General features: G+C 61.1%; 10 protein-coding genes. 7 read left to right on the plus strand and 3 right to left on the minus strand.

Going from position 1 to position 15,800, the window contains the following annotated elements:
- The first annotated feature begins 106 nt into the window (after nucleotides 1–106).
- On the plus strand, nucleotides 107–1,450 hold the full coding sequence (locus tag AC1DXO_RS01960; protein ID WP_476976401.1) for a ThuA domain-containing protein: 1,344 nt from the start codon (nucleotides 107–109) through the stop codon (nucleotides 1,448–1,450).
- Nucleotides 1,451–1,882: 432 nt separating this feature from the next.
- On the opposite strand, the gene AC1DXO_RS01965 is transcribed toward AC1DXO_RS01960, so the two are convergent.
- Complete coding sequence (locus AC1DXO_RS01965) at nucleotides 1,883–3,811, minus strand: NPCBM/NEW2 domain-containing protein (RefSeq protein WP_476976402.1); 1,929 nt, start codon at nucleotides 3,809–3,811, stop codon at nucleotides 1,883–1,885.
- Between the two features lie 151 nt (nucleotides 3,812–3,962).
- A complete protein-coding gene (locus AC1DXO_RS01970; RefSeq protein WP_476976403.1) occupies nucleotides 3,963–5,270 on the minus strand; it encodes an SEL1-like repeat protein in 1,308 nt (435 codons plus the stop codon).
- Nucleotides 5,271–5,615: 345 nt separating this feature from the next.
- On the opposite strand from AC1DXO_RS01970, the gene AC1DXO_RS01975 reads away from it, so the two are divergent.
- The 6 genes from AC1DXO_RS01975 (at nucleotide 5,616) to AC1DXO_RS02000 (ending at nucleotide 13,460) form a co-directional block, all read left to right on the plus strand.
- Nucleotides 5,616–8,546, plus strand: coding sequence for a TonB-dependent receptor (locus tag AC1DXO_RS01975; RefSeq protein ID WP_476976404.1), 2,931 nt, complete (start codon nucleotides 5,616–5,618; stop codon nucleotides 8,544–8,546).
- Nucleotides 8,547–8,899: 353 nt separating this feature from the next.
- Nucleotides 8,900–10,420: a tryptophan halogenase family protein gene (locus AC1DXO_RS01980; protein WP_476976405.1), complete on the plus strand. Its 1,521-nt coding sequence runs from the start codon at nucleotides 8,900–8,902 to the stop codon at nucleotides 10,418–10,420.
- 31 nt (nucleotides 10,421–10,451) lie between these two features.
- Nucleotides 10,452–11,963 carry a glycoside hydrolase family 30 protein gene (locus AC1DXO_RS01985; protein WP_476976406.1) on the plus strand — a complete coding sequence of 504 codons (1,512 nt, stop codon included), beginning with the start codon at nucleotides 10,452–10,454 and terminating at the stop codon, nucleotides 11,961–11,963.
- Nucleotides 11,964–12,211: 248 nt separating this feature from the next.
- Nucleotides 12,212–12,571, plus strand: coding sequence for an ArsR/SmtB family transcription factor (locus AC1DXO_RS01990; protein WP_476976407.1), 360 nt, complete (start codon nucleotides 12,212–12,214; stop codon nucleotides 12,569–12,571).
- Entirely contained in the window at nucleotides 12,568–13,032 is a 465-nt protein-coding gene (locus AC1DXO_RS01995; protein WP_476976408.1) for an SRPBCC family protein, read from the plus strand. The genes AC1DXO_RS01990 and AC1DXO_RS01995 overlap by 4 nt, the downstream gene beginning before the upstream one ends.
- Before the next feature lie 11 nt (nucleotides 13,033–13,043).
- Nucleotides 13,044–13,460 carry a GFA family protein gene (locus AC1DXO_RS02000; RefSeq protein ID WP_476976409.1) on the plus strand — a complete coding sequence of 139 codons (417 nt, stop codon included), beginning with the start codon at nucleotides 13,044–13,046 and terminating at the stop codon, nucleotides 13,458–13,460.
- A gap of 110 nt (nucleotides 13,461–13,570) precedes the next feature.
- On the opposite strand, the gene AC1DXO_RS02005 is transcribed toward AC1DXO_RS02000, so the two are convergent.
- Nucleotides 13,571–15,793, minus strand: coding sequence for a beta-glucosidase (locus AC1DXO_RS02005; protein ID WP_476976410.1), 2,223 nt, complete (start codon nucleotides 15,791–15,793; stop codon nucleotides 13,571–13,573).
- Nucleotides 15,794–15,800 lie beyond the last annotated feature (7 nt).

Genomic DNA, 15,800 nt, shown 5'->3' on the forward strand with positions numbered 1-15,800 from the left:
ATACCGGCACGCCTGAGCAAAGGCAATAGTCAGACAATATTACGAGGGACGCGGAGTCGGTGCGCCGCGCCATATCGCCATCATCCTTGCCGCGAAGGCCGTGCGTTTGAAGGATTCCGTTGCGCTTCTTTGGTTAAAACTATATTTCATTAGGGAAACTACGTCCACGCCGGTCCTTGATGGTGCCGGAGGGATATCTCTGCCAACAATAATAATATCGGAGGAAAGAATGGGCCGTCACAACAGGACTGCGCGTCCCGCAATGCAATTTGCCTGGGCCCTGAGATTAATGGCTCTGGCGAAGACCTATGGGTCGGTAATCAGGGTGAAGATGCGTACAAAACTTATGTTGCTCGCGTTGTCAGCCTTGTTCGTACAGGGTGGTTCCGCCCTGGCACAGCCGGGCATGGATTGTCCGCTGGCCGTCCAGCCCTATTCCGCCGATACAATCGTCGCCGATCTGTTGTTAAATCCCAAAACCCGGGCCGTCATCGAGCGGCAAGCGCCGGTGCTGGTTCACGGGAAACCGGGATTTCCCTCGATGTCCGACATCCCGGGATTTGGGACCATCGTCAATCTGCGGGGAGTCGCGGGATGGGCGGGCATACCCGATGATGTCGTCTCCCAAATAGACCGGGAGATTCGTTTGATCGAGGTCACGCCGGCCGATACAATAGCGCGTTGCGCCCGCTATGACCAGGTGCCCCCAGAATTGTCGGCGATCACACGTCGACCCGCCCTGCTGGTCTTCGGAAAAATCGTTGGATTCAGGGACGTGCCTTCCGTTAACGCGGCAAAGGCCGCGCTCGAAGCCATGGCTGCCCGCCGCGGCTGGACCCTGGTGGAGACCGACAATGCCGCCGTGTTCAACGCGGAGGACCTCAGGAAATTTGACGCCGTGATCTGGAACAATGTCAGCGGCGACGTCCTGACAGTACCACAGGAAAAGGCCTTTCAGGACTACATCGCAAACGGCGGCGGGTTTGCCGGATTTCATGGTTCCGGCGGCGATCCCTTTTATGTTTGGGATTGGTACACCGACACACTGATCGGCGCACGTTTTATTGGCCATCCGCATGCCCCTCAATTCCAGCAGGCCAAGGTCGTTGTCGATGACCCGAGCGATGCCATAGTCAGGGGGCTCGGCAGCGAATGGACCATGACGGAGGAGTGGTATTCCTTCAAGTCGTCACCCCGGAGCCGGGGCGCGCACATATTGGCCAGGCTGGATGAGGCGACTTACAATCCGGGCGCGAAACTGGTTATGGGCGACCATCCGATCGCCTGGACACAGTGCCTGGGCAACGGACGGTCCTTCTATTCGGCCATCGGGCATATGCCGGAAAACTATGCCGAAATCCACAGCGTAGCGCTGTTGGAGGCCGGCATTGCCTGGGCGGCCGGCGAAGGTGAAACGACCTGTCGTGCGGGCCAGGAGGTCGCAAAATAGCGGCGCGACTCTGTCGGAATTGTGTAAATATTCGTTTTATAAGAGGCGGGCACAATTTTTTCGTAACTCCCAAGTGTGGCGAGAAGCCTATGATCAGGTCATACTTGAGGTTACATAAAGCAGTTCGTGCAACGCGGTGACGGCACGTCTCCGTTTGTGGAATCTTGGATCACGAAAAGCACCAAAAGCAGAAAAGCACGAATGGAGTGGGCTGATCCTATATCGCCCGAAGGGCATTCAATAGAGTTCTTGGCCTCAGGCGTAAAATGAAGGCGCTTCGCGCGGGAGAATTTCCATCCTGAATATTCGTGCTTTTCTGCTTTTCGTGCTTTTCGTGATCCAAAATTCCACTGTAAAAAGACGTGCCGTCACCGCGTTGCACGAACCATTGTACCTGCCTGGTAGTTAGAAATTTTCGATCTCCGTTCGACCCTATCGAAACAGGGCTGCGTCACCCCACGTCACCGTCGCCGGCTGCGGGCTCTCGGCGTCGGCGCGGGCCACCAGTTCCAGGATTTTCACACCCTGTACATCAACGCTTAGGCGTTCAGGCGCCTGTCCGAACTGCATCCGTCCTGACGTTTTCAGAAGCTTACCGTCGCCATAGACATAGAAGGTGACGGCTTGCGACGGGTTCAATGTGGAATCGTCGACGCCCACGCTGGCTTCAAATCGGCGCTCATTGGCCACACGGACTTCCAGGCGTGAACCGGCCAGAATGCCGATACCGTTTGAGAAGAGCTTTCCGTCGATTTGCAATAAACGGCCATAGGGCGTGGCGTCGGCCGCAGCGCCGCCCCACCCGGAATACATCGGCAGATCGCCACGGCCTTGGGTACCAGCCCACGGGCTGACCATGCGGTGAATAAACGGATCCGCCTGAGGCACGACGACGCCGTCAACCGCCGGATTTACGCGGCCGGGCAGCTCCGACAGGTAAACGCCGTCCGCCAGGGCATGCGTGCCGTGGGCGTCGAAGATCAGTGTCTGGTGGGGTTCGACGCGTAATTTGACCTCACCCTTGAAAGCCGGAAGCAGGACCTTGGTCCACAGGTCCTTGAGCTGAACATTATCCGCCGTCGCGTATTTGAGATGGTCGGCGGTGAGGTTGATCTCACGTGGCGTGTCCGAGCGATTGAAAATCGCAACGGCCTTGTGCGACGGATCGGTGCCCAGGGTCTTGACGAAGATCTGCACGTCGTCGGTGTCATAGGCCAGGACTGCCTGGTTGCCGGCGGGGTCCTGGTCGATGGCGATGATGTCGCTATTGCCGAATATCTCCATCAGCTCCGGCGGCGCCTTGCGCAGGTCATAGCCGATAATCAGGGGCGCATTGATCATGGCCCACAGCGCAAAGTGCGATTTGGCTTCCGTCAGATGATGTTCGTCGAAGTCGCCGTGGCCGACGAACAGCATATCGGGGTCGTTCCAGGTACCCGGATGGGCGTACAGGGCGCGGGTGGCGGCGCTGTCGAAATTGGTCAGCATGCGTCCCCAGGTTGGCGACAGATCGTCGCTGGTCCGCGACAGGTTTCCGACCGACTTGGCCCACGCGCGTACATCGGCGGAGCCCCAGGCGCAGATCGAAAAGACAAAGTCGCCGTCCGGATTGTCGCGTTGCAGGGTTTCGCCGATCTCGCTGTACAGGCGTTTGATTTCCGAAACATCGGTACGGTTGACGGATTGAAAATTGATCAGGGGGCCCAGGACACGGTATTGGCCGCTCTTGACCCTGTCAGAGTCGGGTGTGAAGGCCCGGACGCCGCAGCCATCCACCTTGATAAAGTCGAAGCCCCAGTCATCAAAATAGAGCTTTATGTCCTGTGCGACATGGCCGTACAGCCCGACCTCGCGCTCAGCGACCGTGCCTTCGGGCAGGTTCGGCGTGCCCGGGCCGCCATAGGCCTGCGAGCACGAATTGCGGCCAAGGTCGGAATAGATGCCCGCCTTCAATCCCATGCCGTGAATCCGGTCGGTAAAGGGCTTGAAACTGGTCTCGTCCGGTCCGCCGACCGCCGCCGACGGGAATATCTGGCTGCGAACCTGCATGCGGTTGTCGGACTGGCGACGCTTGAGCCACCAGCCATCATCGATATTGATATAGCGATAACCCTTGGCGGCCAGACCGCTGTCGACAATGGTCGTGGCCGAATCCAGCACTCGCGCCTCGTTCACATCTGTACCGAAGGCATTCCATGAGCTCCAGCCCATGGGCGGTGTGGCGGCACGCCCGGCTGTGTAGGCGCTCCAGCGGCCTGTCGGCGCCAAAGGATCGGGGCTCGCCTGGGCCTGTACGGAGAGGGCTGACAGGGCTACGGCCATGACGGCCAGGCTGCTGCCAAGCAAATGCAGAGGTTTCATCGAGCCGGACCTTTCCGTTGTGGGGGCTGGCGCGCCGCCAAATCAGGTGAAAGGTTAGCCTATGCAGGCCGCGGGAAACAACTGCAACCTTTTGTCCGACAAATTTTTCGAACGCAGAAACCCCGCGCCATCGCCTGGACTTCATTTTTGACTACAGTTGCTTGGCAGCCTCGACCAGGTCGGGCAGTTGCAATTGTTCCTTGGCGCCGGGCATGCCGCCGTCGGCGGCGCGGCGGAACCACCGGACGGCCTCGACGTCGTCCTTGTCGGTGCCTTCGCCGTTGTAATAGAACAGGCCGGTATAGAACTGCGCCTGAGGGTTGCCGTGATCGGCAGACCGGCGGATGATACGACGGCCCTGTTCCATGTCCTTTTCGACGCGGACGCCAAGATAGGTATAGAGGCCAAGCACCAGTTCGGCTTCGGCGTCCGGGTTGCTGCCGGCAGCGCCGGCCCGGGCATATTTCAGCGCCTTCTCTTCGTCGTAGCGGCCGCCGTTCTGGTCGTTATAGATATTGGCCAGGTTGCCGCAGGCCCCTTCGTTGCCGGCGTCGGCGGCGCGGGTCAGCATGGCCAGGCCGGCATCCTGATCGGCCGTTATTCCGGCGTAGCCGTAATAGGTGATTTCGCCCAACATGCCGGTGCACATGGCGAGGCCCTTGGCGTCGCACATGCGCAGGTATTTGAGGGCGCGCGGCAGATCCTGGGTCGGGCCGGAAAAGTACAGGATGGTCGAGCCGAGAATGCCTTGGGCTACCATTTCGCCATGATCGGCGGCGTCGACCAGATAGGCGACGGTCTGGGCGTCGGCCGTCATGTTGCCGGCGCGGACACCATCCTGGTAGGTGAAGAAACCGTACAGGGCCTCGCCGTAGGGATCGCCCTTTTGCGCCGCGTCCTTGAGATAGGTCATGGCCAGGGCCTTGTCTTCCGGGCCGCCCTGGCCGTTATACAGCATGGCGGCGCATTGCGACTTGGCGATCGGGTGGTCCTGTTTGGCCGCCTCGCAGAACCAGTGCCGCGCCTGGGCGTCGTCCTGGGTGACGCCGTAGCCGGTATAGTAGATGCGGCCCAGGTTATATTGCGACTGGGCGTTGCCGGCCCTGGCCTCGGTGGTGATGCGGGCGATCGTCTGGGCTTCGGTTTCCTGGACGAAGACCTTGAATTCGTAGGTGGCAACGACGCTGTGCGGGCCTTCGGGGACGTATTCGTACGGCTTGGCGTAGGTCGCGGGTGAGCTATCGTCGTGGGTGCCGGTGCCCGAGCCCGAACTGGTCGTGCTGCGGTAGGTGCTGGGGCCAGGCGTATTGTTGCGTTGGTCGTTTTTGTAGTCGTTGGCGCGCATCTCGTTCATCATGTTCTGACGGCGGGCTTCATCAGCGGCCTGGTTTTGTGCATGACCGATAGCCGGCAGCAGGGCGCAGGCGAGCGCGATAAGCGAGATGGTTTTTCTGAACATGGAACGGCTCCCGGATAATGCTGGCGACGGTAAGCGCTGGGCGCGGGATGACCTACTTACAAATGCTGACAGGTTAGCCTCCCCGGTGGAATCGGGCTGGCCGTACGCATTGGAAGCGCATATCAATTGTAACGGACGCAGAGGCGGGTATTATGGTCAAAGCGTGACGTTTTTAACGCAGAGCGGCCGCGAAATAGCCCATTATAGCGGTAACATCGCTATTTCAATGCCATTTGACTTGACGGGAGCCTTGTTCTTTGACGTACATTGGAAGCGCTTCCAATAGCGGCATGGATGAGCTCCTACAACAGCCGCAATATTCAGGTCTCCCAGGGAGGACAAAACATGAAGAATGTATCGCACCGCGCGCACCGCGGGCGTCAAACCTATCTCTATATGACGACCGCCGCCTGCGCCGTTTTGCTGGCCGCAGGGGCAGGTGTTGCCCATGCTCAAGATGCTGCCACAAATGCCGCCGCAAGCGAAGCGGCGCAGGCCGAAGAAACCGTCGTTGTCGTCACCGGCCTGCGCAAGGGCCTGGCCGACTCGCTGACCATCAAGCGCAAGAGCACGTCGATCGTCGAAGCCGTCTCGGCCGAAGATATCGGCAAGCTGCCCGACGCCTCGATCGCCGAATCCCTGGCGCGCCTGCCGGGCCTGGCGGCCCAGCGCGTCGGCGGCCGTTCGCAGACCATCTCGATCCGCGGCCTGTCGCCCGACTTTTCGACCACCTTGCTGAACGGCCGTTTGCAGGTGTCGTCCGGCGATAACCGCGCCGCCGAATTCGACCAGTATCCGTCGGAAATGGTTTCGTCGGCCATTGTCTACAAGACGCCCGACGCCTCCCTGACCGGCCAGGGCCTGTCGGGTACCGTCGTGCTCAACACGGTACGCCCGCTCGACTACAAGAAGCGCGTCATTTCGGTGAATGTACGCGGGTCTTACAATAATAACGGCGTGCTCAATCCGGGCACCAGCGCCAACGGCAACCGTCTCAGCTTCGCCTATATCGACCAGTTCATGGATGGCAAGCTGGGTGTCGCCCTGTCCTATGCCCACCTCGATGATCCGTCGCAATTGCAGCATTCCAAGTCGTGGTGGTGGGATCGCCAGGGCGACGACTCGGTCACCCACCAGCCGCGTTACGGTGCCGGCAATGGTGACGCCATGGGCCTGCAGGGCGTCGAAGTCTGGGCGACATCGCGCAACCAGGTCCGCGACGGCTACATGGCCGTTATCGATTTCAAGCCGGGCGATAATTTCCGCAGCGTCAACGACTTCTACTATTCGGTCTTCGACCAGAACGAAGTCACCCACGGCGCCCAGTGGTACCAGACCCAGTGGACCGACGACATCCACATCAGCAACCCGGAACTCGTCGACATCCACGGCTCGAAGGTCGCCCTGGGCCAGACGGTCAGCGGCATCGCGCCGATTGTCCGCAATGACAACAACCTGCGCCGCGACGAGATGTTCTCGTTCGGCTCGAACAATCGCTTCGACATCGGGCCGTGGCGCTCGGTCGTCGACCTCGGCTATTCGCGCTCTGTCCGCAAGGAAAGCATCAGCGAAACCTATGCCGGCTACGGCACGTCGCCGACGCCTTTGACGCGGACCTTCGACACGATCGTCGAGAAGATTCCGTTCGGCGGCTTCCCGCAACTGGATCCCGGCTTCGACTATGCCGACGCCAGCAAGGTCTATCTCGGCGATGCGGCCCCCTGGGGCGGCTGGTCGCACGACGGCACCATGCGCGACCCGAAGGTCACCGACCAGTTGACGACGGTTCGCCTGAGCGGCGCCCGCGACATCGAATGGGGCGGTTTCAAGGGCCTCGACATGGGCATCGATTACTCACACCGCATCAAGAACCGCTCCGTCCAGGAGTGGGACCTGTGCCTGAAGGGCTGGAACCAGGCTGCATTCGACTGCCACGGCACACGCGTCCGCGTCGCCGCTGCCGACCTGCTGGAACCGACCAATCTCGATTGGGCCGGGTTCGGTGGTGTGCTGTCCTATTACCTGCCGGACATCATCAACACCTATTACGACAAGCGGCCGATCCTCAACGAAGATAACCTGAACAAGTACTGGCAGGTCGACGAAGAACTGGTCACCCTGTTCGCTAAGCTGACCATCGACAGCACGATCGGCGGTCACGGCCTGCGCGGTAATCTGGGCGTGCAATATGTCTCGGCCAAGCAGACCTCGTCCGGCAATGAAATCATCACCCATGCCGGTGCCTATGGCGACAACAGCCACCCGGCGGTCGGCCAGTGGGTATCGCAGAGCACCTCCTATGGCGATTTCCTGCCCAGCCTGAACCTGATCTACGATATCGACGACAATTCGGCCTTCCGCTTTGCCATGAGCCGCGCCATGGCGCGGCCACGCATGGACGATCTGCGCGCCAGCCGCAATGCCGGCGTCAGTCAGGTCGGTCACCACTGGGGCGGGGGCGGCGGCAATCCGAACCTGAAGCCGTGGATCGCCGACGGTATCGACTTCTCGTACGAGCACTATTTCAGCAAGACGAGCTATTTCGGCATAGCCTCCTTCCAGAAGGTCCTGCGGTCGTACATTCGTGGCGAAACCAACGACTTCTTCGACTTCAGCGGTTTCGCCAATTCGAGCAATATCACGCCTGAGCGCTGGCTGAGCTCTGCCGAGCTTACGGCTCTGGGACAACCGGTGCCGAGCGGTTATATCTATCCGAACGGCGCGCCGGCCAATATCGGCAGCTTCTCGCAGCCGATCAACGGCCATGGCGGCAATGTCAGCGGCGTCGAACTGAGCGGTGCCCTTGACGGCAAACTGTTGTGGAGTGCGCTGGACGGCTTCGGCCTGATCGCCAGTGTGTCGCGTGGCTGGACGAACATCCATGCCGGCGATCCGACCGATCCGGCCAAGCTGCCGGGCTTCTCGGGCGATATCTTCAACACCACCGCCTATTATGAAAAGGCGGGCTTCTCGGCACGGGTCAACTACCGCTACCGTTCGGCCTTCCTGGGCGAGACCTACCAGCTGTTCGCCAACCGGGGTGCGACCCGCATCCTGGCTGACAAGCAGGTCGACGGCCAGCTCAGCTACCAGATGCAGGACGGGCCGCTGAAGGGCCTGACCTGGATGCTGCAGGGCTACAACCTGACCAACTCGAACTACCAGACGCAGTTGAAGGTCAGTGAGAACAAGACGGCGGACGGCACGGCCTTCCCCGAAAACTACGAGGAATACGGCCAGACCATCCTGTTCGGAGTGAGCTACCGGTTCCAGTAACGCTGGAGGCAGGAAAATGCGGCGGGCCGAAAGGTCCGCCGCATGATCCGTTGGCTTCGCGGGAATGTAGCTGCAAAGGAAGCAAGAAACCCCACCACCACCCATCGCCAAAACTACGCTACGCTGCGTAATGGCTCGGGCGGTCCCCCTCCCCACGCTTCGCAAGCGCGTCGCGCAGGGATGTATAGGAAGTTCCATGCTTTTCTTATATCTCCCTGCGCGAAGCGTGGGGAGGGGGACCGCACAAGGTCAAGCGAAAACGAAGTGACGCGTAGACCGAAGTGCGGTGGTGGGGTTTCTTACTTCCTTAAACTGCGTCAAATCGCAGACTAAGGAACCATAAGGAAATACACGTGAGTCTTAATCCAATACGATCGGTCGTTATTGTCGGCGGAGGCACCGCCGGCTGGATGTCGGCCGCCCTGCTGGCCAAGCTGATGCCGGCAGGCGCACCGTATCGGCCCCGTATCACCCTGATCGAATCCGACGATATCGGCACGATCGGTGTCGGCGAAGCCACCATCCCGGCGATCAAGCGCTTCAACGAACTGCTGGAGCTGAACGAAGTCGAGTTCATGAAGGCGACGAAAGCCACCTTCAAGCTGGGGATCGAATTCCGCGACTGGGGCTGGACCGGCAATTCCTATATGCATGGCTTCGGCAAGATCGGCCAGGACCTGGGCTGGCTGCGCATGCATCAGTACTGGCTGAAGATGCGCGGCACCGGCCAGGTGTCGGATAATTTCGCCGACTATTCGATCAATACGGCCGCCGCCTATGGCAACCGCTTTACCAAGCCGCAAGGCGAGATGAAGAAGTCGCCGCTGAGCGAAATCGCCTATGCCTATCATTTCGATGCCGGCCTGTTCGCGCGGTTTCTGCGCGAATTTTCGCAGGCGCGCGGCGTCGTGCGCATTGAAGGCAAGATCACCCATCCCGACCTCGATGCCGAGACCGGTTTTGTCGAAGCGGTAACCCTGGAGAACGGCGCCCGCATCGAGGGCGACCTGTTTATCGACTGTTCCGGCTTTCGCGGCCTGCTGATCGAGCAGGCCCTGCGCAGCGGCTATGACGACTGGAGCCAGTGGCTGCCCTGCGACCGCGCCGTGGCCGTGCCCTGCGCGAACGCTCCCGATTTGCTGCCCTATACGCGCTCGACCGCCACAATGGCAGGGTGGCGCTGGCGCATTCCGCTGCAACACCGCATCGGCAACGGCCACGTCTATTCCAGCCGCTTTATCAGCGACGACGAGGCGACGGCCAAGCTGATGCAGGGGCTCGAGGGCGAAGCCCTGGCCGAGCCGCGCATCATCCGTTTCGAAACCGGCAAGCGCCGCCAGATATGGAAGCGCAATGTCGTCGCCATCGGCCTGTCGAGCGGCTTTATCGAGCCGCTGGAATCGACCAGCATCCAGCTGATCCAGTCCGGCATATTGCGCCTGATCAATCTGTGGCCGGACCGCGGCTTTGCGCCCTCGACGGTCGCCGAATTCAACACCCAGACCGATTTCGACGTCGAGCGCATCCGCGACTTTATCATCGCCCACTACAAGGTCAGCCGGCGCGACGACAGCGCCATGTGGCGCTACTGCCGCGACATGGAGATCCCCGACAGCCTGAAGCGCAAGCTCGACGAATTTGCCGTCATGGGCCGGGTCTACAAGGACAAGGAAGAGCTGTTCGCCGAGGAAAGCTGGATCCAGGTGCTGATCGGCCAGGGGCTGATCCCGGCGGCCTACGACCCCTTTGTCGACGTCCAGCCCGAGGCAAAGATCACAGCCTATCTCAACAATATCGCCGGCGTGGTCAGGAAGTGCGTCGACTACCTGCCGCGCCACGGCGATTTCGTCGCCAACTATTGCCCCGCGCAATAACGAAAGCTCAATAATCAGAAGGAGACCAGGGATGACCAACAGGATCAGGAAACGGCTGTACATGTCGGCCGCCGTCATCGTGGCGGGCGCCACCATGGTGCTGGCCGGCTGCGGCGGCGCCAGCGCCGGCAGTGGCGGAGGCGGTGGCGGTGGATCATCTTCTTCTTCGTCCTCGTCGTCCTCGAGCACCCCGGCGGCCTCGGGCATTGTCGCCAAGGTTTGGGAAACCGACGCCGACCAGAGCAAGCTGCTGGCTGCCCAGACCGACGTCACCTTCAACCTGACCTCGGCCAGCGGCACGGTGATTAATGTCGATGCCACCCAGACCTTCCAGACCATGGTCGGCTTCGGCGCCGCCATGACCGATGCCTCGGCCTTCGTCATCAACCACAATATGACCTCGACCCAGCGCGATGCCCTGATGAGCGACCTGTTCGGGACAACGGGTCTGGGCTTGAGCTTCGTGCGCCTGACCATCGGGGCATCGGACTTCTCGTCGACCCACTATACCTATGACGACATGGCGGCGGGCGCGACAGATCCGACCCTGGCGCATTTCTCGATCGCGGCTGCCAGGACCGATGTCATCCCGCTGATGAAGCAGGCCCAGACGCTGAACAGCCATATGACCATCATGGCCTCGCCGTGGAGCGCGCCGGCATGGATGAAGTCGACCGACAGCCTGTACAAGGGTACGTTGAATGCCTCGGCCTATCCGGCCTTTGCCGACTACCTGTCGAAATACGTCAAGGCCATGGGGACGGAGGGTGTGCCGATCTCGCTGCTCACCCTGCAGAACGAGCCAGGCTACGAGCCCAACGACTATCCCGGCATGAGCGTGCCGCCGGCCTCGCGCGCCGCCTTTATCGGCGGTCATCTCGGGCCGAAGTTCCTCGCCGACGGCGTGACGACCAAGATCCTCGACTACGACCATAACTGGGATCTGCCAAGTTCGCCGACCACGGTCCTGGCCGACTCTGTGGCCAATCCCTATGTCAGCGGCATCGCCTGGCACTGCTATGCCGGCGACGTCTCGGCCCAGACGACGGTGCACAACGCCTATCCGACCAAGGACGCCTATTTCACCGAATGTTCGGGCGGCACCTGGGCGGCCGACTTCGGGCCCAACTTCGGCTGGAACATGAAGAACCTGATCATCGGTGCGCCGCGCAACTGGGCCAGGGGCGTGCTGGAATGGAACCTGGCGCTGGATGAGACCGGCGGACCGCACAAAGGCGGCTGCAATGGCTGCCGCGGCGTGGTGACGGTCAATTCGGCGACCGGCGCGGTGACGAAGAACCTCGAATACTACGCCCTGGCCCATGCCAGCAAGTTCGTCCGGCCGGGCGCGGTGCGCATTGCCTCGGACAGCACAGGCGGTATCGACACCGTGGCCTACAAGAACAGTGACGATAGCTCGGTCGTGCTGATCGTGCTCAATTCGAACACGGTGACCTCGACCTTTGCCGTCAAGTTCTCGGGCTCGGCCTTTAGTTACACCCTGCCGGCGGGCGCCGCGGCGACCTATGTCTGGAACCCGTAGGACGATCGATTTTCCCCGAATTCCGATTGACTTCCGCCGCGGTTGGGAGGATAAGTAGAGTGTAATTGGAAGCGCTTCCATTTGGCTCTTGTTACACCTTCTTCCCCCGGTGTCCGTAGTTCGGACCCAAAAACTCAGGCCGGAGCGCGTTGGCGTTCCGGCCTTTTTTCGGTCGGTTCAGAAATTAATTAGTGTGTGCTAATTATTTAGTATTGACTAATTAGTTAGCGATGGCTAATGAATGCGTCATGACTGAGCACATGGCCATAGACACCGTCCTGAAGGCGATATCGGACCCCACCCGTCGCGCCATCTATGAACGGCTGAGCGAAGCAGACGAGATCACTGTGGTGGATCTGACGCGCGACAGCGGCGTCACTCAGGGGGCGATTTCCCAGCACCTCAAGACGCTGAAACAGGCCGGACTGGTCGGGGAGCGGCCCGAGGGTCGCAAGGTCTATTACCACGCCCGCCCCGAGGGGTTTGCCCCCGTATTCAGCTGGATGCAGCACTACGGCATATTCTGGCGCGAACGGTTCAGCGACCTTCGAGCCCTCCTGCAGGACATCGATCCACAAGACATCGACTCTAAGGACACCGACTTATGACAAACACAATGCAGCAAGACGACCTCAAGAACATTGTCGTCGCCGAGGTCTTCCCGCACACGCCGCAGACCATCTGGAAGGCGCTGACCGACGGCGAACTGATGGCGCGCTGGCTGATGCCACCCACCGGTTTTGCGCCGGTCGTCGGCCAGGAATTTACCTTCCACACCACGCCGGCCGGCAAATGGGACGGCACGATTGCCTGCAAGGTCCTCGAAGTCGTGACGCATCAGCGTCTCGCCTTTTCCTGGCGCGCCGGGGACGATGACAATGTCGGCTATGGTTCGAAACTCGATACGATCGCCAGCTTTACCCTGACACCGGTGGACGGTGGCACGCGGGTGTCGATCGTCCATGCCGGCTTCGTCATGCCCAGAAACGCCTCGGCGTTCGAGAAAATGGGTGAGGGCTGGAAGGTCGTGGTCGGCCGCCTGGGCGAAGCCGCCGGCACGATCCATTGAAGGATATGTCGATGATGCGGACCTTTACCGGCGGCTGCGCCTGCGGCGCAATCCGCTATGAAACAAGCCATGAACCCATTTTCGAGAACCACTGCCAGTGCCTGGATTGCCAGAAACGCAGCGGAACCGGGCATGGCTCCTATCTCACCTTCCCACGGCGCGCCGAGGTCAGGGTGACCGGCGATGCGTCACAGTGGAGCGTGGCGGGGGATAGTGGAAATGCCAAGACCCACGCCTTTTGCCCGACCTGCGGCAGCCCGGTCTATCTGACATTCTCCGCCATGCCGGATTTTATAGCCGTCCACGCGACCAGCCTCGACGATCCGGGCATGTTCAATCCTCAGGTCCTGACCTACAGCGTCCGCGGTCACGCCTGGGATATGATGGACCCGGCCTTGCCGGCTTTTGAGCGCATGCCGACCGGGTGATATGAAGTAAGTATTTGACCACGAACCTCACGAACGGACACGAACGGTTGGTAATAATCCTGACGTTCGTGTGGGTTCGTGAAGTTCGTGGTCAATTTCTTGCTCTGTGCTTACTGCCCGCGATAGGTGGCCGGGAGCTTCACCGCGTCGAGCGTGAACATGACCGTCTGCTGGATATCGCGCGAAGACGCCGCCAGCGACGCCGTATAGTCGCCGGCGCGGATGTTCCAGCCGTCGTGATAGACCGCCAGCAGGCGCGGATCGACCGTCACGGTGACATGCTTCACGGCACCGGGCGCCAGTTCGACCTTGGAGAAACCGGCCAGGCGCCGGGGCGCTTCCCAGCCGGCATCGCTGTTGGGTCCGATATAGATCTGCGGCGTCGCCTTGCCCGTGCGCGCGCCGGTATTCTTGACATCGAAGCCGATCATGACCGTGCCCTTATCGCGTTTGACCGTCAGGCCGGAATAGCTGAACGACGTGTAGCTGAGCCCGTGGCCGAAGGGAAACAGCGGTGTCAGGCCTTGCTTGTCGAACCATTTGTAGCCGACGGCGGCGCCTTCGCTATAGGCCATGTCGAACGGTTCGTGCGGCTTGCCGTTGTTGTCGGCCAGGACCGGATGCGGCAATTGGTCGAGCGAGGCCGGGAAGGTGGCGGGCAGGCGGCCCGAGGCGTCGACCTCGCCGAACAGGACGCGAGCAATGGCTTCGCCGCCGCGATTGCCGGGATACCAGGCTTCCACAATGGCGGGGACCTTGTCGACCCACGGCATCAGCACCGGACCGCCGGTTTCCAGCACGACGACGGTTTTTGGGTTGGCCGCAGCGACGGCCGCGATCACTGCGTCTTGGTTGTCGGGCAGGGTGATCGAAAAATCGATATCCTCGCCCGTCCACTGGTTGGCGAAGACGATGACCATATCGCTTTGCGCCGCCAGGGCCGCGGCGGCGACAGGATCGGTGCCATCGTTATAGGTCACCTGCGCTCCGGGCAGGCGGGCAGCGATGGCCTGCATCGGTGAAGACGCGTGATACAGCACCGGCCCGGGGAAGCCCGGATCGCCGAGGCCGGGCACGACATTGCCGCCGACGCTATGGACCTGGGATGAACCGCCGCCCGACAGGACGCCGACATCGGCGTGGCTGCCGATAATGGCGACCTTCCTGGCGGTCTTGATCAGCGGCAGAATATTGCCGTCGTTCTTCAGCACGACCATGGCAGCTTCGGCATCGGCCTGGGTGACGGCAGCGTGGGCCTCCAGATCGATCGGCTTGTCCTCAACCATCGGCGCATCCATGACCCCGGTGGTGTAGAGGCTGCGCACGATGCGCAGTACCATGTCGTCGAGGCGCGCTCCGCTGACCGCTCCGCTGTCGAGGGCAGCGGCCAAAGGTTCCTTGAAGAAGGGCTGGCTGTCGAAGGAGTGGCCGGCCGATTCCTGGTCGAGACCGTTATTGGCGGCCTTGGCGGTCGAATAGACGGCGCCCCAGTCGGACATGACATAACCCTTATAGCCCCAGTCGCCCTTCAGGACGTCGTTGAGCAACCAGGCGTTTTCGCAGGCATAGTCGCCGTCGATGCGGTTGTAGGCGCACATCACCGAGCCGGCGCGAGATTGTTCCAGCGCGATCTGGAAGGCCAGCAGGTCCGACATATGGGCCTGGTCGTGATCGATGTTCGAGCTGACGTAGTGGCGGCCCGTTTCCTGGGCGTTGAACGCGTAATGCTTGATGGTCGAGATGATGTGGTTGGACTGGATGCCGCTGACCTGGGCGCCGACGATACGGCCGGCCAACAGGGGATCTTCGCCGCCATATTCGAAATTGCGCCCGTTGCGCGGTTCGCGCAGCAGGTTGACGCCACCGGCCAGCATGACGTTGAAGCCGGAATCGCGCGCTTCGGAGCCGATCATGGCGCCGCCCTTATAGGCCAGGTCGAGATCCCAGGTCGCTGCCGTCGCCAAACCCGAAGGCAGGGAGGTGCGCTCGCGCCAATGGTCGGCATCGTGCTGGGTGGCGACACCGATGCCGGCGTCGGTCTGGTACTGAGGCGGGATACCGAGCCGTGCAATGCCCGGAACATAACCGGCCGAGGACCAGCGCGATTCCGCCGGCCGCGTATATTTGCCCGGCATGTCGGCGCCGAAATAGCCGAAGACCAGCAGCAGCTTTTCGTCGCGCGTCATCTTCTTGAGCAGCGCACGCGCCCGGGCATCCGGCGTATAGGTGACCGAGGCGTGGGTCTTTGCGATCGCCGGCGCGTAATTGAAAGCGCTTCCAATAGCGATTGCGACTAAGGCAGCGCATCCATTCAGACGCAGTTTCCTGTTCATTCCTGCT

The organism is Asticcacaulis sp. P2_C5, assembly GCF_056404555.1.

Coding starts and splice junctions, on each gene's coding strand:
- AC1DXO_RS02005 (WP_476976410.1), bottom strand. CDS start 15,793: ATGAACAGGAAACTGCGTCTGAATGGATGCGCTGCCTTAGTCGCAATC.
- AC1DXO_RS01970 (WP_476976403.1), bottom strand. CDS start 5,270: ATGTTCAGAAAAACCATCTCGCTTATCGCGCTCGCCTGCGCCCTGCTG.
- AC1DXO_RS01985 (WP_476976406.1), top strand. CDS start 10,452: ATGACCAACAGGATCAGGAAACGGCTGTACATGTCGGCCGCCGTCATC.
- AC1DXO_RS01965 (WP_476976402.1), bottom strand. CDS start 3,811: ATGAAACCTCTGCATTTGCTTGGCAGCAGCCTGGCCGTCATGGCCGTA.
- AC1DXO_RS01990 (WP_476976407.1), top strand. CDS start 12,212: ATGACTGAGCACATGGCCATAGACACCGTCCTGAAGGCGATATCGGAC.
- AC1DXO_RS01975 (WP_476976404.1), top strand. CDS start 5,616: ATGAAGAATGTATCGCACCGCGCGCACCGCGGGCGTCAAACCTATCTC.
- AC1DXO_RS02000 (WP_476976409.1), top strand. CDS start 13,044: ATGATGCGGACCTTTACCGGCGGCTGCGCCTGCGGCGCAATCCGCTAT.
- AC1DXO_RS01995 (WP_476976408.1), top strand. CDS start 12,568: ATGACAAACACAATGCAGCAAGACGACCTCAAGAACATTGTCGTCGCC.